This window comes from Streptomyces sp. NPDC058457 (assembly GCF_042720695.1).
In the GTDB taxonomy this organism is placed as follows: Bacteria; Actinomycetota; Actinomycetes; order Streptomycetales; family Streptomycetaceae; genus Streptomyces.
This window is the reverse complement of the sequence record NZ_JBHXLU010000026.1, coordinates 19,150-36,839: the sequence shown is the minus strand read 5'-3', so window position 1 is coordinate 36,839 and position 17,690 is coordinate 19,150. Positions and strand designations below refer to the sequence as shown.

The window sequence follows — 17,690 nt, the reverse complement described above, 5'->3', positions numbered from 1 at the left end:
TTACGCTAGACCGATGAGCGAGCGACTCCAGCCCGGGGACGTAGCCCCCGACTTCACCCTCCCCGACGCCGACGGCAACGAGGTGTCCCTCTCCGCCCACAAGGGCCGCAAGGTCATCGTCTACTTCTACCCGGCGGCCCTCACCCCAGGCTGCACGAAGCAGGCCTGCGACTTCACGGACAACCTCTCCCTCCTCGCCGACGCCGGCTACGACGTCCTCGGCATCTCCCCCGACGCCCCGGAGAAACTCGGCAAGTTCCGCGAGAAGGAGCACCTCAGGGTCACCCTCCTCGCCGACCCCGACAAGAAGGTCCTGGACGCCTACGGCGCCTACGGCGAGAAGATGAACTACGGCAGGACATACCTGGGCGTCATCCGCTCCACGGTCATCGTCGACGAAGAGGGCAAGGTGGAACGCGCCCTCTACAACGTCCGCGCCACCGGCCACGTGGCCAAGATCATCAAGGATCTGGGCATCTGACCCCGCTGCCCGGCCGCTAGCATGGCCGGGCAGCATCTTCAGGCGGCCGTGGTGGAATTGGCAGTCACGCTGGGTTTAGGTCCCAGTGGGGTAACTCCCGTGAGGGTTCGAGTCCCTCCGGCCGCACCAGCGCTTCACTCGCCGAGCAGGTCCCGTACGACGGGCACCAGCGCCCGGAACGCCTTCCCGCGATGGCTGATCGCGTTCTTCTCCTCGGGGCTCAGCTCCGCGCAGGTCCTGCTCTCCCCCTCCGGCTGGAGGATCGGGTCGTAGCCGAAGCCGTTGGTGCCGGAAGGGGCATGGCGCAGGATCCCCCTCAGCCGGCCCTCGACCACCCGTTCCGTGCCGTCCGGCAATGCCAGGGCCGCCGCACACGCGAAGTGCGCCCCCCGGTGCTCCTCGGCGATGTCGGAGAGCTGGGCGAGGAGAAGGTCCAGGTTGGCCTTGTCGTCGCCGTGGCGGCCTGCCCAGCGGGCGGAGAAGATGCCGGGGGCGCCGTTCAGGACGTCGACGCAGAGGCCGGAGTCGTCGGCGACCGCGGGAAGGCCCGTCGCCCGGGCGAGGGCGTGGGCCTTCAGCAGCGCGTTCTCGGCGAAGGTGACGCCGGTTTCCCTGACGTCGGGGATGTCGGGGTACTCCTCGGCGCCGACCAGCTCGTGGGACAGGCTCGCTTCGGCGAGGATGGCGCGGAGTTCGATGATCTTTCCGGCGTTGCGGGTGGCGAGGATCAGGCGGGTCGTCATGGCAGGCAGTATCGCAACCGCCGCAGCCTCCGCTTAGGGCGTGCAGACCTTCGTCAGTTCGCCGGCCGCGTCGGTGACCGGGGTGACGTCGGGGGTCGAGTCGCCGTTCCTGACGGCCGTGCGGACGTTGTCCACGGCCTGCTGGAGGTGGTCGACCGCCTTGTTGACGTCGGCGTCGTCCGTCCTGTCGCCGATCTTCTTCAGGTTCTGCTGGATGGAGTCGAGGGAGGCGTCGGTCCGGGTGGGGTCGTTCGCGGCGTTCTCCACGGCCTGCTGGAGGGCGGTGACGCTGTCGGCGATGGAGTCGGCGGTCCGGACACAGTCCAGTGCCGTGTCGACCGAGCCGCAGCCGGTGAGCAGGGCGGTGGTGAGTGCGGTGGTCGCGGCTACGGCGGCGATGGCGGTGACGCGACGGCGTCCTCGGCGTCGGCTGGCGGCCATGGTGGTGTTCCCCTCCCCGTTGCAGGACTGGCCGGGCGCACGGCTGTACGTGCCGTGCGCCCGTATTGATAGGGACGCGGGGTCGGCCGCCCGGGTTGCCCCCGTCGTACCTCGGCTTTTTCCTTTTCCTTTACTTCTTGAGGGCCTCTTCGAGCGCGGCCTGCTGGATCGCGGCGAGGTCGGTGCAGCCGGCGACCGCGAGGTCGAGGAGGGCGTTGAGTTCGTCGCGGGCGAAGGGTTCGGCCTCGGCGGTGCCCTGGACCTCGACGAAGCGTCCGTCACCGGTGCAGACGACGTTCATGTCGGTCTCGGCCTTGACGTCCTCCTCGTAGCAGAGGTCCAGCAGGGGAACTCCGCCGACGATGCCCACCGAGACGGCCGAGACGGTGCCGGTCAGGGGCTGACGGCCGGCCTTGACGAGCTTGCGCTCCTTCGCCCAGGTGACGGCGTCGGCGAGGGCGACGTAGGCGCCGGTGATGGCGGCGGTGCGGGTGCCGCCGTCGGCCTGGAGGACGTCGCAGTCGAGGACGACGGTGTTCTCGCCGAGGGCCTTGTAGTCGATGACGGCGCGCAGGGAGCGTCCGATGAGGCGGGAGATCTCGTGGGTGCGGCCGCCGATCCTGCCCTTCACGGACTCGCGGTCGCCGCGGGTGTTGGTGGCGCGGGGGAGCATGGCGTACTCCGCGGTGACCCAGCCCTCGCCGCTGCCCTTGCGCCAGCGGGGGACGCCTTCGGTGACGGAGGCGGTGCAGAAGACCTTGGTGTCGCCGAAGGAGACGAGGACGGAGCCCTCGGCGTGCTTGCTCCAGCCGCGTTCAATGGTGACCGGGCGGAGTTGTTCGGGGGTGCGGCCGTCGAATCGAGACATGGCGACGAGCCTATCCGGAGCGTGCGAAGGGGCTCCTCCCCAGGAGGGGGAAGAGCCCCTTGCCGGTGAACCCGGTAGCTCTGGTGAACCCGTGGGCTCACATCATGTCTTCGATCTCCGCGGCGATCGGGTCGGCGTCGGTGCCGATGACGACCTGGATGGCGGTGCCCATCTTGACGACACCGTGGGCGCCGGCGGCCTTCAGGGCGGCGTCGTCGACCTTGGAGGCGTCGTGGACCTCGGTGCGCAGCCGGGTGATGCAGCCTTCGATCTCGTCGATGTTCTCGATTCCGCCGAGGCCGGCGACGATCTTCTCAGCCTTGCTGGCCATGTTCCTTCTCCCTGATCCGAACCGCTTTGTCGCAGTAACCCACAGTTGGCCCATCTTTGCGAGCGGCCTTACCGCCGGTGCCGAATGATGGCGAGCACCGCGGCGGAACCGTCTGTCGACTGGTCTACACCAGCTGGCGGGTGGTCGACAAACCCCCGTGGCAACCCGCGGTGCAGCCGAGCGGCCCGGAGGACGCGCCCATGAGTGCCGAGAGCGCCGACAGTACGGCACGTCCCGCGCGGGAGCGGTGGAACGTGCTGTTCCAGGGGCTGCAGAAGATGGGCCGCAGTCTTCAGCTGCCGATCGCGGTGCTGCCGGCCGCGGGGATCCTCAACCGGCTGGGCCAGCCCGACGTGTTCGGCGACCAGGGGCTGGGCTGGACGGCGATCTCCAAGGTGATGAAGGGGGCGGGCGGGGCGCTGCTCGACGGTTCGGTGGGGCTGCCGCTGCTGTTCTGCGTCGGGGTCGCGATCGGCATGGCGAAGAAAGCGGACGGTTCGACGGCGCTGGCGGCGGTGGCGGGCTTCCTCGTCTATTACGGGGTGCTGCACCAGTTCCCGGAGGACTGTCCCGGCGGTTCGAGGACGCTGCCGGGGATCGGGTGCCAGGTGAGCGACGGGACGGTGTCGACGTTCACGTTCCAGAATCCGGGGGTCTTCGGCGGGATCGCGCTGGGGCTGCTGACGGCCTTCTTCTGGGCCCGGTACCACCGGACGCGGCTGGTGGACTGGCTCGGGTTCTTCAACGGGCGGCGGCTGGTCCCGATCATCATGTCGTTCGTGGCCATCGTGTTCGCCGCGCTGTGCCTGTGGATCTGGCCGCCGGTCGGCAGCGGTCTGGAGAGCTTCAGCCACTGGCTGCGGGACGCGGGGGCGTGGGGTGCGGGAGTGTTCGGACTCGCGAACCGGGCGTTGCTGGTGGTCGGGCTGCACCAGTTCCTGAACGTGCCCATCTGGTTCCAGTTCGGCAGTTACACCACGCCCGACGGCCAGACGGTGCACGGTGACATCAACATGTTCCTGGCGGGTGATCCGCACGCGGGTCAGTTCACGTCGGGGTTCTTCCCGATCATGATGTTCGCGCTGCCGGCCGCCGCGCTCGCCATCACGCACTGCGCGAAGCCGCACCGGCGCAAGGAGATCGGCGGTCTGATGCTGTCGGTGGCACTGACGTCGTTCGTGACCGGCATCACCGAGCCGATCGAGTACTCGTTCCTCTTCATCGCGCCCCTGCTGTACGCGGTGCACGCGGTGCTGACCGGGGTGTCGATGGCGGTGACCTGGGGGCTGGGGGTGCACGACGGGTTCAGTTTCTCGGCGGGGCTCATCGACTACGTCATCAACTGGAAGCTGGCGACCCGGCCTTGGGCGATCATCCCGATCGGCCTGTGCTTCGCGGCGGTCTACTACGTGATCTTCCGGTTCGCCATCACGCGGTTCGACCTGAAGACCCCGGGCAGAGAACCGGAGGACGAAGTGGAGGACGTCACCAAGGCTTGAGCAGCCTGTGGCCATATGGCGTACAGCGCGTAGCGTTCCGGTTGCGGAATTGACGGGTTCCTTATAACGCCCCCATCGTGTACAACAGGTCTACACCACTGAGTGGTGTAGACCACCACCGATGGAGGAAGTATGACAACCGCCACCGTGACGGCGGGCCCCACAAAGAAGTGGGGATCCGGTCTGTTCCAGGGTCTGCAGAAGGTCGGCCGCAGTCTCCAGCTCCCGATCGCCGTGCTGCCGGCGGCGGGCCTGCTGCTCCGCTTCGGTCAGCAGGACATCCACGACAAGCTGCACCTGCCCGACAAGGTCACCTCGGTGTTCGCCACGGCCGGTGGCGCGATCTTCGACAACCTCCCGATGCTCTTCTGTATCGGCGTCGCGATCGGCTTCGCCAAGAAGTCGGACGGCTCCACCGCGCTGGCCGCCCTGGTCGGCTTCCTGGTCTACAAGAACGTGCTCACCGCGTTCCCCGTCACCGACGCGCAGATCCTGAAGGGCGCGGACGTCCCCGCGACCTACAACAACCCCGGTGTGCTCGGCGGCCTGGTGATGGGTCTGCTGGGCGCGGTGGTCTGGCAGCGCTTCCATCGGACCAAGCTGGTCGACTGGCTCGGCTTCTTCAACGGCCGCCGGCTCGTCCCGATCATCATGGCCTTCGTCGGCACGGTCATGGGTGTCTTCTTCGGTCTGGTCTGGAAGCCGATCGGCGAGGGCATCTCCCACTTCGGTGAGTGGATCACGGGCCTGGGCGCCCTCGGTGCCGGTCTGTTCGGTCTGATCAACCGCGCGCTGATCCCGGTCGGCATGCACCAGTTCGTGAACACCGTCTCCTGGTTCCAGATCGGCGACTACAAGACGGCGTCCGGCACGATCGTCCACGGTGACCTGACCCGCTTCTTCGCCGGCGACCCGACCGCCGGTCAGTTCATGTCCGGCTTCTTCCCCATCATGATGTTCGGCCTCCCGGCCGCCGCCCTGGCCATCGCGCACACCGCCCGCCCGGAACGCCGCGCGGCCGTGATGGGCATGATGCTGTCGATGGCGCTGACCTCCTTCGTGACCGGTGTGACCGAGCCGATCGAGTTCACCTTCATGTTCATCGCGCCGCTGCTGTACGTGATCCACGCGGTGCTCACCGCCCTGTCCATGGCGATCACCTGGGCGCTCGGGGTGCACGCGGGCTTCACCTTCTCCGCGGGTGTCATCGACTACATACTCAACTGGAACCTGGCGACCAAGCCCTGGCTGATCATCCCGATCGGCCTGGTGTTCGGAGCGATCTACTACTTCGTCTTCCGCTTCGCCATCGTCCGCTTCAACCTCCCCACCCCGGGCCGCGAGCCCGAGGAGGAGATCGAGGACCTCACGAAGGCGTGAGTCCCGGCAGCACACATGACGAAGGCCCCCGCGGCGGCGGGGGCCTTCTCGTCGTACGGCCCTGAACGCCGTACACGTGTCAGATCTCGTACGTCACCCTCGGCGCCGCGAGATCGACCGGGCCGTCGAAGGCCTCGCGGGCGTCGGCGAGGTTCACGGTGGGGTCGGTCCACGGCGGGATGTGGGTGAGGACCAGGCGACGGGCACCGGCCCGGGCCGCGGTCTCGCCGGCCTCGCGGCCGTTGAGGTGCAGGTCCGGGATGTTCTCCTTGCCGTGCGTGAAGGCGGCCTCGCACAGGAACAGGTCGGTGTCCCGGGCCAGGTCCTCCAGCGCCGGAGTGACACCGGTGTCACCCGAGTACGTCAGGGACTTCCCGGCGTGTTCGACGCGGATGCCGTACGCCTCGACGGGGTGGCGGACCCGCTCGGTGTGGACCGTGAAGGGGCCGACGTCGAACGTGGACGGCTTCACCGTGTGGAAGTCGAAGACCTCGCTCATCGAGGACGCGGTGGGGGTGTCGGCATAGGCCGTGGTCAGGCGGTGCTCGGTGCCCTCGGGGCCGTAGACCGGGATCGGGGGGCACGGGCCGCCGTCGTGGCGGTAGTAGCGCGCCACGAAGTAGGCGCACATGTCGATGCAGTGGTCGGCGTGCAGATGGCTCAGGAAGATCGCGTCGAGGTCGTAGAGACCACAGTGGCGCTGCAGCTCGCCCAGGGCGCCGTTGCCCATGTCGAGGAGCAGCCGGAAGCCGTCGGCCTCTACGAGGTAGCTCGAACAGGCCGATTCCGCGGACGGGAACGACCCCGAGCAGCCGACGACGGTGAGCTTCATGAAGCAGAAACCTCCGTTGGCGGAAACCCAGATGCGCTGGCAACTGGAGTCGGGAAAAAGGGCATGACGGGGGTCGTGCGGTTTGTCGAGCGTAAGGCGCAAAAGAGCCGGTCGCTCCTCCGCCAGGTGCCGTTGTGGGCGAACTCACCTGTGCTGTCACCGGTTCGGCTGGACCGGGGGCGTATGAGGATCGCGTAAGGGCGCGCGTCGATTATCTCGCGCCGGTAACGTCGTCGTATGGACACGTCATGGTGGCTCGCGCTCGCGGCAGTCGTCCTGCTGGCGCTGGTCGCCACGCTCGTCGACGGCTGGGGCAGGGGCCACCGTCCGCACGGGCACCGCACCCGCCCGCCGGGGTATCCGCGTGGCACCCGCGGGCAGCTCGGACGGCCCCATCCGGGGGACATCTGGTGGGCCAACGTGCCCTACGAGGACGGTCCCGGCACCAAGGACCGGCCCTGCCTGGTGCTGGCCGTGCGCGGCAACCGGGCGACCATCGCGAAGATCACCAGCAAGTACCACGACGAGCGCGCCGGGGTGATCCCGCTGCCGCCGGGCTCGGTCGGGGACGCCCAGGGCCGGCCGAGCTTCCTGGAGACGGACGAGCTGCGCGAGATCGCGGTGTGGGAGTTCCGGCGCCGGGTGGGCGTGGTCGACCCGGTGCTGTGGGACCAGGTACGGCACCTGGCCGGCTGAGGCTCAGTTCACCTTCACGGTGACCTGCCACTCCTGGATGCCCTTGCAGGAGACCTGGCCGGGTGCGGTGGGCTCGGCGCACAGGGGGCGGGTGGAGGAGAGGGTGACGGTGCCGGGGGCGACCGCCTGGTAGGCGGCTCCGCCGTAGCCGGTGCGCAGCATGAACCCGTAGTTGATGGGCTTCAGGGCGTCCGTGTCCCCGGCCACGGCGATCTTCTTCCAGGGGCGCTGTTCGGTGCCTTTCAGGGTGACCCGGAACGCGGCGTTCTCGGCCAGGCAGAAGGTACGGCCGCTGTCGGCGGCGCTGAGCTCGGCGCCCAGGGGAGCGCAGCTCCCGGAGGAGCCACTGGCGCTCGCGCCGGGGCTGGCACTGGGGCTGGCACTGGGGCTGGTGGTGGGCGAGGGGGACACCGTGCCGCTGCCCTTGTCCCCGCCTCCGCCCTGGGAGCCGCAGCCCGCCAGCAGGAGCAGGCTCGCCGCGGCGAGCGTCGCGCGGTGGAACGTCGTACGGCGCATGGGGTGTCCGCCTTTCCGTCGGGGAACGGACCCTTGGTGCCGATATGACGTAGCCGCCGCTCGTACGGATCCCGCACCCGGACGGCTTCCGGGCGCGGGATCCGGTCAGTTCACGGGAGGGGTCAGCCGGTCGTGACGGCGGTGTCGTCGACGACGAAGCTGGTCTGGAGCGAGGAGTCCTCGACACCGCTGAACTTCAGGGTGACGGTCGAGCCCGCGTAGGACCCGAGGCTGAAGGACTTCTGCACGTATCCGGTGGCCGCGTTGAGGTTCGAGTACGTGGCCAGGGTGGTCGAACCGGCGGTGACCGTCAGCTTGTCGTACTGGGTGCTGGTGGTGGTCTCGGCCGTGTCGACGTGCAGGTAGAAGGTGAACGTGGTGGCGGTGCAGCCGGACGGGATCGTCACCGACTGGGAGAGCGTGTCGGTGTGGGTCGATCCGTAGCCGTCGAGCCAGGCCTTGTACGAGCCCGCGTGGGCCGCCTCGCTGCTGGAGTTGGTGATGACGCCGCTGCTCGCGGTCCAGGTGGTGTTGCCCGACTCGAAGCCGGGGTTGCCAAGGAGCTGGGACGAGGTGCAGGTGCCGCCGCCGCTGGTGGAGACGGTCCAGGTGAAGGAGGCCGAGCCGGACGCGCCGGTGGAGTCGGTCGCGGTGACGGTGGTGCTGTAGGTGCCCGCGGTGGACGCCGTGCCGGAGATCAGGCCGGTGGAGCTGGAGATGGACAGGCCGGTGGGCAGGCCGCTGGCGCTGTAGGTGAGGGTGGCGCCCGCGCTGTCGGAGGCGGAGATCTGCAGGCTGACCGAGGAGCCGGTGGCCGTGGACTGGCTGCCCGGGTTGGTGACGGTCACCGTGTTGCCGGTGCTGGTGCCGGAGGCGAAGGCGGTGGTGCCGTTCGGGGTGCCCCAGCCGGTCGGGCCGTCGTAGCCGGTGCCGGCGGTGCAGAAGTACGAGGTGGAGCAGGAGCCGTTGTTGCCGCTGGTGACGTCGTACAGGTTGCTGGTGTGCGAGTACGGGTACTTCGCCGGGTAGTCACTCGAACCCGGGGTGCCCGCGAGGGCGTACACACCGGCGATGATCGGCGAGGAGGCACTCGTACCGCCGTAGACCGCCCAGCCGGAGCCGCCGTAGGTGTCGTAGACCGCCACGCCGGTGGCCGGGTCGGCGACCGCGGAGACGTCGGACTCCATGCGCTTGGTGCAGCCGGTGTCGGTCTGCCAGCTCGGCTTCGAGTCGTAGGCGGAGCAGCCGGAGCCGGTGCCCTCGGAGGAGCTGGTCTTCCACACGGACTCGGTCCAGCCGCGGGTGCTGGAGGAGGTGGAGAGCGCGGTGCCGCCGACGGCGGTCACGTACTGGGAGGTCGCCGGGTACTCGGCGCCGTAGTCCTCGTCACCGGCGGAGACGGTGATCGCGACACCCGGGTGCTTGAAGTACGAGGTGTCCTCGCTGGTCTGGGAGGAGGACTCGGAGCCGCCCCAGCTGTTGGAGACGAACTTGGCGCCGAGCGTCACGGCCTCGTTCTCGGCGGTGCCGAGGTCGGAGTCGGTGGCGGAACTGGCCTCGACGAGGATGATGTTGCAGTTCGGGCAGACGGCGCTGACCATGTCGATGTCGAGCGCTTCCTCGCCGGCCCAGCCGGAGTCGTTCGTCGGCAGCGAGGTCGTCGAACCGGTCTGGCTGACCTGCTTGAAGCAGCCGTTGGCGACGGTGCACGCCGACAGGCCGTACGTGGAGCGGTAGGTGGCCAGGTCCGAGGCGGCGTTGGGGTCGTTGTAGGCGTCGACCACGGCGACCGTCAGGCCGGAGCCGCCCGTCGAGGGCAGGTTGTAGGCGCTGTGCAGGTTGGTCGGGCTCAGGCCGGAGGGGGCGGCGGCGAGCGCGGCGGACAGCTGCTGCTTGATGTCGGTGCGGCGCTGCGCGAAGCAGTTGACCTCACCGGGCTTGCTGACGGTGGCGCACAGGTGCTTGGTGGGCACCTTCTGCCCTGCCTTGCCGGTGCTGTGCACGGCCTGCCGGGCGGGGTCGGTGAGCGCCTTGGAGTTCTGGGCGGCCCGGGTGGTCTGGGCGGTGGCCCGGGGGGCGATGGTCTGTGCCGATGCCTGTGCCTGTGCGGTCGGTGCCGCGACGAAACCGGAGACGGCCAGGGCGAGGGCGGGGAAGGCGAAGGCCAGGAGTCTTCGCAGGCTCCGTCGTGATTCACGCATGGGGGTACTGCCTCCATCGGTGGGGTTACAAGGCAGGCCCGTGACGCGCGTAGCGGCGGCAGAGTGCGGCGTCATGAGCATGACACTTCGAACACCCTGGTATGCCGATGAGCGTGGCATGACAGGACGGTGAGGAACCTAGCCGGGTTCACCGGGGACCGGTTCCCCCGGACGAAGATCTTTGCCCCGCCATAGGCAGCGCTTAGCCCCCTCATAGGAGGGGGTTGGCGCGTACATGATGAGGGCTATGCCCAGAGCTGACCCTGGAGGGTCTCGATGGCTTCCTCGGTCGTGGCGGCGGTGTACACGCCGGTCGAGAGGTACTTCCAGCCGCCGTCGGCGACCACGAACACGATGTCCGCGCTCTCGCCCGCCTGTACGGCCTTCTTCCCGACGCCGATCGCGGCGTGCAGCGCGGCGCCGGTGGAGATGCCCGCGAAGATGCCCTCCTGCTGGAGGAGGTCCCGGGTCCGGGTCACCGCGTCCGCGGAGCCGACCGAGTACCGGGTGGTGAGCACGGAGGCGTCGTACAGCTCGGGCACGAAGCCCTCGTCGAGGTTCCTGAGCCCGTACACCAGGTCGTCGTACCGGGGTTCGGCGGCGACGATCTTCACGTCGGGCTTGTGCTCGCGCAGGTACCTGCCGACGCCCATCAGCGTGCCGGTGGTCCCCAGCCCCGCGACGAAGTGCGTCACGGACGGCAGGTCGGCGAGGATCTCAGGACCGGTGGTCGCGTAGTGCGCGCCGGCGTTGTCCGGGTTCCCGTACTGGTAGAGCATCACCCAGTCGGGATGCTCGGCGGACAGTTCCTTCGCCACCCGGACCGCGGTGTTGGAACCGCCCGCGGCCGGGCTGGAGATGATCTCCGCGCCCCACATCCCCAGCAGGTCCCGCCGCTCCTGCGAGGTGTTCTCGGGCATCACGCAGACCATGCGGTAGCCCTTGAGCTTGGCGGCCATCGCCAGCGAGATGCCGGTGTTCCCCGACGTCGGCTCCAGGATGGTGCAGCCCGGGGTCAGCCGGCCGTCCTTCTCCGCCTGCTCGATCATGTGCAGGGCGGGACGGTCCTTGACCGAACCGGTCGGGTTGCGGTCCTCCAGCTTGGCCCAGATCCGGACGTCGGCGGACGGCGAGAGCCGCGGCAGGCGCACCAGGGGGGTGTTGCCGACCGCGGCCAACGGGGAGTCGTAGCGCATGCCGATCTCAGGCCATGCCGCCGGCGACGGCCGGCAGGATCGTCACGGTGTCGCCGTCGGTGAGCTTGGTGTTGATGCCGTCGACGAAACGGACGTCCTCGTCGTTCAGGTACACGTTGACGAAGCGGCGCAGCTTGCCGTCGTCCACGATGCGGGCGTGGATGCCGGCGTGCCGGGTCTCGAGGTCGTTGAAGAGGTCGGCGATGGTCTCACCGCTGCCCTCCACCGCCTTCTGACCTTCGGTGTACTGGCGGAGGATGGTCGGGATGCGGACCTCGATGGCCATGATCGCGGGCTCCTGTCGGGAAGTCTGGGTGGTTGGGCGCGCACAGCAGCACGCCGCGGCTCATGGCCGTACGGCGGCAGGGAAACGTCAACAGATGGCGCTGTTCAGCCTGCACAGATCGACGTGCAGCCGCGCCACGAGCAGGGTGCCCCGCGCCTTGTCGCCCACGTCGTTCAGAACCATGGGCTCATCGTATCGATTCCCGGCACCGGTTCCGGAGTGTGATTCCACATGCCGGACGAATTCTGACCGAACTACGAGATGAGGCCCAGGGCAGCTCCCGTGGGGGCGCGGGGCTGTATCGACATGCGGCTCCGCCGCGTGGGCGCGACCAGCCCCCACCGGCCGGTTCGGCACCGCCGGAATCCGCCGTCGCGGCTGAGCGCCGTAGCGGCGGAAAGGTCTTGGTGAGCGGCGGAGAAGAAGAGGCAGGCGTCGGCTCGCCGGGAGTCAGTACGCCTCGACGATCGTGATCTCCTCTTCCGTGACCTCGCCGTCCACGATGCGGTACGAGCGGAACTGGAAGTCGCCGAGGGCGTCGGTGTCGGCGGTGGAGACGAGGACGTAGTGGGCGCCGGGCTCGTTCGCGTACGAGATGTCGGTCCTCGACGGGTACGCCTCCGTCGCCGTGTGGGAGTGGTAGACGACCACCGGCTCCTCGTCGCGGTCGTCCATCTCCCGGTACAGCTTGAGAAGGTCGCCGGAGTCGAACTCGTAGAACGTCGGGGACATCGCCGCGTTCAGCATCGGGATGAACCGCTCGGGGCGGTCCGAGCCCGCCGGGCCCGCGACGACGCCGCACGCCTCGTCGGGGTGGTCCTTGCGCGCGTGGGCGACGATCTGGTCGACGAGGGCCTGGGTGATGGTCAGCATGGTCGCCAGGATAAGCAGAAGGGCCGTCCCGTACCGAAGGCTGGTACGGGACGGCCCAGATGCCGGACATCCTGAGCGGCTGCCGCAAGGAGCGCCACGAGTGCTCCCTGCGGCGGGACGTCCTGGAGGGGGTGGTCAGTTCACCTTCTCCAGCGGTGCCGGCTCGTGGCGCTCGGCGACCTCGGGGTTGCGGTTCTTCAGGACCAGCCAGCCGACGCCGAGCGCGGCGGCCCAGCCGGCCATGACGTACAGGCAGACCCGGGAGTCGCCGTCGTACGCGATCAGGCACGTGACGAAGAGGAGGAAGGCGATCGCGATCCAGCTGCACTTCGCGCCGCCGGGGGCCGGGAAGGCGGAGGCCGGCAGGCGGCCCGCGTCGACCGCGCGGCGGTAGAGGACGTGGCTGATCAGGATCATCAGCCAGGTCCAGATGCCGGCCGCGGTGGCGACGGAGGTGACGTAGCCGAACGCCTTCTCCGGGACGACGTAGTTGAGGATCACGCCGATGCCCATGAAGAGGACCGAGACGGTGATGCCGAGCGCCGGGGTCTTCGACGCGGACAGTTTCCGGAACACGGCCGGGGCCTCGCCGCTGTCGGCCAGGTTCCGCAGCATGCGGCCCGTGGAGTACATGCCGGAGTTGCAGGAGGACAGGGCGGCGGTGAGGACGACGAAGTTGACGATGCCGGCGCCGGCCGGGATGCCGATCTTCGCGAAGGCGGCCACGAAGGGGCTGACGCCCGGGGCGAACTCCGTCCACTTCACGACGCAGAGGATCACCGTGAGCGCACCGACGTAGAAGAGGGCGATGCGCCAGGGGAGCGTGTTGATCGCCTTGGGGAGGGTCTTCTCCGGGTTCTCCGACTCGCCGGCGGTGACACCGACCAGCTCGACCGCGAGGTAGGCGAACATGACGCCCTGAAGGGTCATCAGGGAGGAGCCGACGCCCTTGGGGAAGAAGCCGTCGAACTGGTAGAGGTTCGCGACCGACGCGGTGTCACCGGCGGCGCTGAAGCCGAAGGTGAGGACGCCGAGACCGATCACGATCATGCCGATCAGGGCGGTGACCTTGACCATGGAGAACCAGAACTCCAGCTCTCCGAAGACCTTCACCGAGATCAGGTTGACCCCGAAGAGGATCACCAGGAAGACCAGCGCGGTCACCCACTGCGGGACCGACGGGAACCAGTAGTTCACGTAGATCGCGGCGGCGGTGAGTTCCGCCATGCCCGTCACGACCCACATCAGCCAGTACGTCCAGCCGGTGAAGTAGCCGAAGAACGGGCCGAGGAACTCGCGGGAGTACTCGGCGAAGGAACCCGAGACCGGGCGGTAGAGCAGCAGCTCGCCGAGGGCCCGCATGATGAAGAAGACGATGGCGCCGGCAACGGCGTACATCAGGATGAGGCTGGGACCGGCCTTGGCGATGTTCGCCCCGGCACCCAGGAAGAGGCCGACGCCGATGGCGCCGCCGATGGCGATCATCTGGACCTGGCGGCTGCCGAGCCCGCGCTCGTACCCCTCTTCGGAGGCTTCGGAGGTCCCGGAGGACTTCTCCGACGTGTCGACCTGAGCGGAGGTCATGTGTGGTGTGCGCCTTTCTCCATGCCGACCCGGGCCTCTCGTCGGCCTCGGATCGGGTTTCGATCCCCCCGGATGATGGAGCGGTGCCTGACCGGCGGTTGGCCGGTTCGGTGGCGCACCCGGACGTACACATGGGTGGTGTTCGCCGGGCGGTCGTGAAGATTTATCACGGCCGCAACACTGATCACCGGGTTCCGCCGAGAGGGATTGTGGCGCACACCACTGGAAGAAGCGGACAAAACGCGACCGAAACGGCCATACCAGGCCGCAACGGTGACGGGATCGTTATCCGGATTTGAGCGTCCTCTGAGCGAACGCGAAACCTGGACGGATTACGGCATAAGGGTCGTGACCAGGGTCTCCTGGAGGCCGCCGAGCCACAGGTACGCCATCACCATCGGCTTGCGCGGGTCCTCGTCCGGGAGCCGGTAGAGCAGGTCGGTGTCGTCCTCGTCGGTGATGTCGAGGCGGGAGCCGATCGCGAGGCGCAGGTCGGTGAGGGCGCCGAGCCACTGCCGGGACTCCTCGGGCGTCAGCTTGAGGACCGCGTCGCCCTTCTCCTCCGGGACGAGGGCGTCGAGGGAGCGGATCACCGCGAGGGCGGTCTCCCGCTTGCCGGCCCTGAGGTCGTTCTCGGTGTAGCGGCGGAACTCGGCGGAGTGGGCCTGCCGCTCCTCGGCCTCCTCCGGGGTCTGCGGAAGCCGCTCCGGGTCGCAGTAGGCGTCCGGGAAGAGCCGGCGCAGCACCGGGTCGGTGGGCGCCTCGCTCGGGCCCTCGGCGAACAGTTCGGCGAGCGGGTCGTCGGGGGCGTCCTCGGCGGGGCCGGGGCCGATGAGTTCCAGGAGCTGGACGGCCAGCGACCGGATGATGGAGATCTCGACATCGTCGAGCGCGACGGCCGCGCCGCCGCCGGGGAGCGGTTCGAAGATTCCTGGCATGGAGGGGATTCGCTGCTTCCGGAGCTGATCGAGGAGCTGATCGGGGGCCGGCCGGGGCCGATCGGGGGACTGTGGCTACTTGCGGTCCTGCTGGAGGGTCGCCCACAGGCCGTAGCCGTGCATCGCCTGCACGTCGCGTTCCATCTCCTCGCGACTGCCGCTGGAGACGACCGCCCGGCCCTTGTGGTGGACGTCCAGCATGAGCTTGGTGGCCTTGTCCTTGGGATAGCCGAAGTACGTCTGGAAGACGTACGTCACATAGCTCATGAGGTTGACGGGGTCGTTGTGCACGAGCGTGATCCACGGGACGTCCGGCTCGGGGACGGCGAAGGCCTCTTCCGCCGACTCGGTGCGTTCGATCTCTACGGGAGCGGGTGACGTCACAAGGCCAATGCTGCCACGGGCCCCTTAAATCGTCACACTGACACAAAGGGGTGTAGCATCTGTCGCCATGAACACTGCGGACCTTGGGCTGCCGGTGGACGTCCCGTCGACGGCGCTCTTCACGGACCAGTACGAGCTGACGATGCTGCAGGCCGCACTCAAGGCGGGTACGGCCGAGCGGCGGAGCGTCTTCGAGGTCTTCACCCGGCGGCTCCCCGACGGGCGCCGCTACGGCGTCGTGGGGGGCACCGGACGCGTCCTGGACGCGGTGGAGAACTTCCGCTTCGACGCGGACGTCCTCCGCTTCCTCCAGGAGCGGAAGATCGTCGACGGGCCGACCCTGGAGTGGCTCGCCGGCTACCGCTTCGGCGGCGACATCTGGGGCTACCCCGAGGGCGAGGTCTACTTCCCGGGCTCGCCGATCATGCGGGTGGAGGGCTCCTTCGCCGAGTGCGTGCTCCTGGAGACCGTGATCCTCTCCATCCTCAACCACGACTCCGCGATCGCGGCCGCCGCCTCCCGCATGTCCTCGGCCGCCGGGGACCGCCCGCTGATCGAGATGGGCGCCCGCCGCACCCACGAACTGGCCGCCGTCGCCGCCTCCCGCGCCGCCTACGTCGGCGGTTTCGCCACCACCTCCGACCTCGCCGCCGGCTTCCGCTACGGCATCCCCACCGTCGGCACCTCCGCCCACGCCTTCACCCTGCTCCACGACCACGAGCGGGACGCCTTCCGGGCCCAGGTCGACTCGCTCGGCCGCGGGACCACCCTGCTGGTCGACACGTACGACGTCGCCGAGGCGGTCCGTACGGCCGTGGAGGTGGCCGGGCCCGAGCTGGGCGCGGTCCGCATCGACTCCGGCGACCTGCTGCTGGTCGCCCACCGGGTGCGCCAGCAGCTGGACGAGCTGGGCGCGCGGGACACGAGGATCATCGTGACCTCCGACCTCGACGAGTACGCCATCGCCTCCCTGGCCGCCGCCCCCGTGGACGCGTACGGCGTCGGCACCCAGCTGGTGACCGGCTCCGGGCACCCCACCTGCTCCATGGTCTACAAGCTGGTCGCCCGCGCCGAGTCCGCCGACCCGAAGGCGCCGCTGGTGCCGGTCGCGAAGAAGTCGACGGGCGGCAAGACGTCCGTCGGCGGCCGCAAGTGGGCGGCGCGGCGGATGGACGCCGACGGGGTGGCGGAGGCCGAGGTGGTCGGCACCGGCGAGGTCCCGGCCGGCCTGGTCGACCGGCAGCTCCTGATCGAACTGGTGAAGTCCGGCGAGGTCGTCGCCCGCGAACCCCTGGACGCGCCCCGCACCCGGCACGCGGCGGCCCGCGCGAATCTGCCGCTCTCCGCGACCCAGCTCTCGCGCGGGGAACCGGTCATTCCGACGGAGTACGTGCAGGGGCGCTCGGGTAGCTAGAGCGAGTGCCCGCGTACGCGCCCCGTCAGGCCCCCTCCCCTACGCCCCCGTAAGTCTCTACGCTCATAGGTTCAGGCCGGGCCCGCACCCCTTCTTTCCGCGTCTCTCCCGTCGACGGACCCGATATCGAATGTGAAGGACACCGACCATGCGCCGCGCCTTGATCGTCGTCGATGTGCAGAACGACTTCTGCGAGGGAGGCAGCCTCGCGGTGGCCGGGGGCTCCGACGTGGCCGCCGCGATCACGGAGCTGATCGGGCAGGCGCCCGCCGGCTACCGCCACGTGGTGGCGACCCGCGACCACCACATCGCACCGGGCGGCCACTTCGCCGACAACCCCGACTACGTCCGCAGCTGGCCGGCGCACTGTGTCGCCGGCACCGAGGGTGTGGGCTTCCATCCGAACTTCGCCCCGGCGGTCGCCTCCGGGGCGGTGGACGCGGTGTTCAGCAAGGGGGCGTACGCAGCGGCGTACAGCGGCTTCGAGGGCGTCGACGAGAACGGCGTCAAGCTGGCGGAGTGGCTGCGGGCCCGGAAGATCGACGAGGTGGACGTGGTGGGCATCGCGACCGACCACTGCGTGCGGGCCACCGCCCTGGACGCCGCGCGCGAGGGCTTCCGCACCCAGGTCCTCCTCGACCTCACGGCCGGCGTGGCGGAGGCGACGACGGAACGCGCCCTGGAGGAACTGCGCGAGGCAGGCGTGGAACTCACGGGCAAGCCGGTGGTCTGACACTCGTTTCCGCCGCAACGGCGCTCAGCCACCACGGCGGATTCCGGCGGTGCCGGACCGGCCGATGGCCACCCGCGGGCCGGTGGGGGCTGGTCGCGCCCACGCGGCGGAGCCGCACATCGGCACAGCCCCGCGCCCCTTGGTTGGCTGCCCAGCCCGGCAACGATCCATCGCCTCTTCTGCGCCGCCCGCCTTTTCTTTCCGCCGCAACGGCGCTCAGCCACCACGGCGGATTCCGGCGGTGCCGGACCGGCCGATGGCCACCCGCGGGCCGGTGGGGGCTGGTCGCGCCCA

Annotated in this window: 20 protein-coding genes and 1 tRNA gene; 7 read left to right on the top strand and 14 right to left on the bottom strand. The window is 69.3% G+C overall.

Annotated elements, in window-relative coordinates; genetic code table 11:
- Window positions 1-13 precede the first annotated feature (13 nt).
- Both bcp and ACFWPS_RS21665 read left to right on the top strand, forming a co-directional pair.
- Window positions 14-481 carry a thioredoxin-dependent thiol peroxidase gene (gene bcp / locus ACFWPS_RS21670; RefSeq protein WP_383707464.1) on the top strand — a complete coding sequence of 156 codons (468 nt, stop codon included), beginning with the start codon at window positions 14-16 and terminating at the stop codon, window positions 479-481.
- A gap of 42 nt (window positions 482-523) precedes the next feature.
- Window positions 524-610: transfer RNA gene (locus tag ACFWPS_RS21665), tRNA-Leu, on the top strand.
- A 5-nt stretch (window positions 611-615) separates the two neighbouring features.
- On the opposite strand, the gene rdgB is transcribed toward ACFWPS_RS21665, so the two are convergent.
- The 4 genes from rdgB to ACFWPS_RS21645 form a co-directional block, all read right to left on the bottom strand.
- Window positions 616-1,224: an RdgB/HAM1 family non-canonical purine NTP pyrophosphatase gene (gene rdgB / locus ACFWPS_RS21660; protein ID WP_383707462.1), complete on the bottom strand. Its 609-nt coding sequence runs from the start codon at window positions 1,222-1,224 to the stop codon at window positions 616-618.
- A gap of 33 nt (window positions 1,225-1,257) precedes the next feature.
- Complete coding sequence (locus ACFWPS_RS21655) at window positions 1,258-1,665, bottom strand: hypothetical protein (RefSeq protein WP_383707460.1); 408 nt, start codon at window positions 1,663-1,665, stop codon at window positions 1,258-1,260.
- A 130-nt stretch (window positions 1,666-1,795) separates the two neighbouring features.
- Complete coding sequence (rph, locus tag ACFWPS_RS21650) at window positions 1,796-2,533, bottom strand: ribonuclease PH (RefSeq protein WP_383707458.1); 738 nt, start codon at window positions 2,531-2,533, stop codon at window positions 1,796-1,798.
- A gap of 97 nt (window positions 2,534-2,630) precedes the next feature.
- On the bottom strand, window positions 2,631-2,864 hold the full coding sequence (locus tag ACFWPS_RS21645; RefSeq protein ID WP_234544142.1) for a glucose PTS transporter subunit EIIB: 234 nt from the start codon (window positions 2,862-2,864) through the stop codon (window positions 2,631-2,633).
- A 200-nt stretch (window positions 2,865-3,064) separates the two neighbouring features.
- Here ACFWPS_RS21645 and ACFWPS_RS21640 point away from each other — a divergent pair, with 200 nt between their 5' ends.
- Together ACFWPS_RS21640 and ACFWPS_RS21635 are read left to right on the top strand one after the other, a co-directional pair.
- The gene (locus ACFWPS_RS21640) at window positions 3,065-4,363 is read left to right on the top strand and encodes a PTS transporter subunit EIIC (protein WP_383707456.1); all 1,299 of its coding nucleotides are present in this window, start codon (window positions 3,065-3,067) and stop codon (window positions 4,361-4,363) included.
- Window positions 4,364-4,495: 132 nt separating this feature from the next.
- On the top strand, window positions 4,496-5,743 hold the full coding sequence (locus ACFWPS_RS21635) for a PTS transporter subunit EIIC (protein WP_383707454.1): 1,248 nt from the start codon (window positions 4,496-4,498) through the stop codon (window positions 5,741-5,743).
- 79 nt (window positions 5,744-5,822) lie between these two features.
- On the opposite strand, the gene ACFWPS_RS21630 is transcribed toward ACFWPS_RS21635, so the two are convergent.
- Window positions 5,823-6,575 (bottom strand): MBL fold metallo-hydrolase, encoded by a 753-nt coding sequence (locus ACFWPS_RS21630; RefSeq protein ID WP_383707452.1) that lies wholly within the window; start codon window positions 6,573-6,575, stop codon window positions 5,823-5,825.
- A 237-nt stretch (window positions 6,576-6,812) separates the two neighbouring features.
- Between ACFWPS_RS21630 and ACFWPS_RS21625 the strand changes: the two genes are divergently transcribed.
- Entirely contained in the window at window positions 6,813-7,271 is a 459-nt protein-coding gene (locus ACFWPS_RS21625) for a type II toxin-antitoxin system PemK/MazF family toxin (RefSeq protein WP_383707450.1), read from the top strand.
- 3 nt (window positions 7,272-7,274) lie between these two features.
- Here ACFWPS_RS21625 and ACFWPS_RS21620 read toward each other — a convergent pair whose 3' ends face one another.
- The 9 genes from ACFWPS_RS21620 to clpS all read right to left on the bottom strand — a co-directional run bounded on the left by ACFWPS_RS21620 (window position 7,275) and on the right by clpS (window position 15,258).
- A complete protein-coding gene (locus ACFWPS_RS21620) occupies window positions 7,275-7,787 on the bottom strand; it encodes a hypothetical protein (RefSeq protein ID WP_383707448.1) in 513 nt (170 codons plus the stop codon).
- A gap of 122 nt (window positions 7,788-7,909) precedes the next feature.
- Window positions 7,910-9,988, bottom strand: a complete 2,079-nt coding sequence (locus ACFWPS_RS21615) for a putative Ig domain-containing protein (protein WP_383707446.1) — start codon at window positions 9,986-9,988, stop codon at window positions 7,910-7,912.
- 245 nt (window positions 9,989-10,233) lie between these two features.
- A complete protein-coding gene (locus ACFWPS_RS21610) occupies window positions 10,234-11,184 on the bottom strand; it encodes a PLP-dependent cysteine synthase family protein (protein WP_089106667.1) in 951 nt (316 codons plus the stop codon).
- 7 nt (window positions 11,185-11,191) lie between these two features.
- Window positions 11,192-11,470, bottom strand: a complete 279-nt coding sequence (locus ACFWPS_RS21605) for a MoaD/ThiS family protein (protein ID WP_383707444.1) — start codon at window positions 11,468-11,470, stop codon at window positions 11,192-11,194.
- Between the two features lie 87 nt (window positions 11,471-11,557).
- The gene (locus tag ACFWPS_RS21600; protein WP_350784557.1) at window positions 11,558-11,653 is read right to left on the bottom strand and encodes a putative leader peptide; all 96 of its coding nucleotides are present in this window, start codon (window positions 11,651-11,653) and stop codon (window positions 11,558-11,560) included.
- A gap of 267 nt (window positions 11,654-11,920) precedes the next feature.
- Complete coding sequence (locus ACFWPS_RS21595; protein WP_383707442.1) at window positions 11,921-12,343, bottom strand: Mov34/MPN/PAD-1 family protein; 423 nt, start codon at window positions 12,341-12,343, stop codon at window positions 11,921-11,923.
- A gap of 135 nt (window positions 12,344-12,478) precedes the next feature.
- On the bottom strand, window positions 12,479-13,927 hold the full coding sequence (locus ACFWPS_RS21590; RefSeq protein WP_383707440.1) for an amino acid permease: 1,449 nt from the start codon (window positions 13,925-13,927) through the stop codon (window positions 12,479-12,481).
- A 332-nt stretch (window positions 13,928-14,259) separates the two neighbouring features.
- Window positions 14,260-14,865, bottom strand: coding sequence for a DUF2017 domain-containing protein (locus tag ACFWPS_RS21585; RefSeq protein WP_383707438.1), 606 nt, complete (start codon window positions 14,863-14,865; stop codon window positions 14,260-14,262).
- Between the two features lie 75 nt (window positions 14,866-14,940).
- Complete coding sequence (gene clpS, locus ACFWPS_RS21580) at window positions 14,941-15,258, bottom strand: ATP-dependent Clp protease adapter ClpS (protein WP_217545442.1); 318 nt, start codon at window positions 15,256-15,258, stop codon at window positions 14,941-14,943.
- A 58-nt stretch (window positions 15,259-15,316) separates the two neighbouring features.
- On the opposite strand from clpS, the gene ACFWPS_RS21575 reads away from it, so the two are divergent.
- Window positions 15,317-16,663 (top strand): nicotinate phosphoribosyltransferase, encoded by a 1,347-nt coding sequence (locus ACFWPS_RS21575; protein WP_383707436.1) that lies wholly within the window; start codon window positions 15,317-15,319, stop codon window positions 16,661-16,663.
- Window positions 16,664-16,811: 148 nt separating this feature from the next.
- Window positions 16,812-17,396 (top strand): nicotinamidase, encoded by a 585-nt coding sequence (locus ACFWPS_RS21570; RefSeq protein ID WP_089106660.1) that lies wholly within the window; start codon window positions 16,812-16,814, stop codon window positions 17,394-17,396.
- The last annotated feature ends 294 nt before the right edge of the window (window positions 17,397-17,690 follow it).

Bases quoted from the DNA above. Each gene is read 5' to 3' on its own strand.
- ACFWPS_RS21630 (WP_383707452.1), bottom strand. From the start codon at position 6,575: ATGAAGCTCACCGTCGTCGGCTGCTCGGGGTCGTTCCCGTCCGCGGAA.
- ACFWPS_RS21590 (WP_383707440.1), bottom strand. From the start codon at position 13,927: ATGACCTCCGCTCAGGTCGACACGTCGGAGAAGTCCTCCGGGACCTCC.
- ACFWPS_RS21640 (WP_383707456.1), top strand. From the start codon at position 3,065: ATGAGTGCCGAGAGCGCCGACAGTACGGCACGTCCCGCGCGGGAGCGG.
- rdgB (WP_383707462.1), bottom strand. From the start codon at position 1,224: ATGACGACCCGCCTGATCCTCGCCACCCGCAACGCCGGAAAGATCATC.
- ACFWPS_RS21655 (WP_383707460.1), bottom strand. From the start codon at position 1,665: ATGGCCGCCAGCCGACGCCGAGGACGCCGTCGCGTCACCGCCATCGCC.
- ACFWPS_RS21635 (WP_383707454.1), top strand. From the start codon at position 4,496: ATGACAACCGCCACCGTGACGGCGGGCCCCACAAAGAAGTGGGGATCC.
- ACFWPS_RS21605 (WP_383707444.1), bottom strand. From the start codon at position 11,470: ATGGCCATCGAGGTCCGCATCCCGACCATCCTCCGCCAGTACACCGAA.
- ACFWPS_RS21620 (WP_383707448.1), bottom strand. From the start codon at position 7,787: ATGCGCCGTACGACGTTCCACCGCGCGACGCTCGCCGCGGCGAGCCTG.
- ACFWPS_RS21600 (WP_350784557.1), bottom strand. From the start codon at position 11,653: ATGGTTCTGAACGACGTGGGCGACAAGGCGCGGGGCACCCTGCTCGTG.
- ACFWPS_RS21645 (WP_234544142.1), bottom strand. From the start codon at position 2,864: ATGGCCAGCAAGGCTGAGAAGATCGTCGCCGGCCTCGGCGGAATCGAG.
- ACFWPS_RS21615 (WP_383707446.1), bottom strand. From the start codon at position 9,988: ATGCGTGAATCACGACGGAGCCTGCGAAGACTCCTGGCCTTCGCCTTC.
- ACFWPS_RS21570 (WP_089106660.1), top strand. From the start codon at position 16,812: ATGCGCCGCGCCTTGATCGTCGTCGATGTGCAGAACGACTTCTGCGAG.
- ACFWPS_RS21610 (WP_089106667.1), bottom strand. From the start codon at position 11,184: ATGCGCTACGACTCCCCGTTGGCCGCGGTCGGCAACACCCCCCTGGTG.
- ACFWPS_RS21585 (WP_383707438.1), bottom strand. From the start codon at position 14,865: ATGCCAGGAATCTTCGAACCGCTCCCCGGCGGCGGCGCGGCCGTCGCG.
- ACFWPS_RS21625 (WP_383707450.1), top strand. From the start codon at position 6,813: ATGGACACGTCATGGTGGCTCGCGCTCGCGGCAGTCGTCCTGCTGGCG.
- bcp (WP_383707464.1), top strand. From the start codon at position 14: ATGAGCGAGCGACTCCAGCCCGGGGACGTAGCCCCCGACTTCACCCTC.
- ACFWPS_RS21575 (WP_383707436.1), top strand. From the start codon at position 15,317: ATGAACACTGCGGACCTTGGGCTGCCGGTGGACGTCCCGTCGACGGCG.
- ACFWPS_RS21595 (WP_383707442.1), bottom strand. From the start codon at position 12,343: ATGCTGACCATCACCCAGGCCCTCGTCGACCAGATCGTCGCCCACGCG.
- rph (WP_383707458.1), bottom strand. From the start codon at position 2,533: ATGTCTCGATTCGACGGCCGCACCCCCGAACAACTCCGCCCGGTCACC.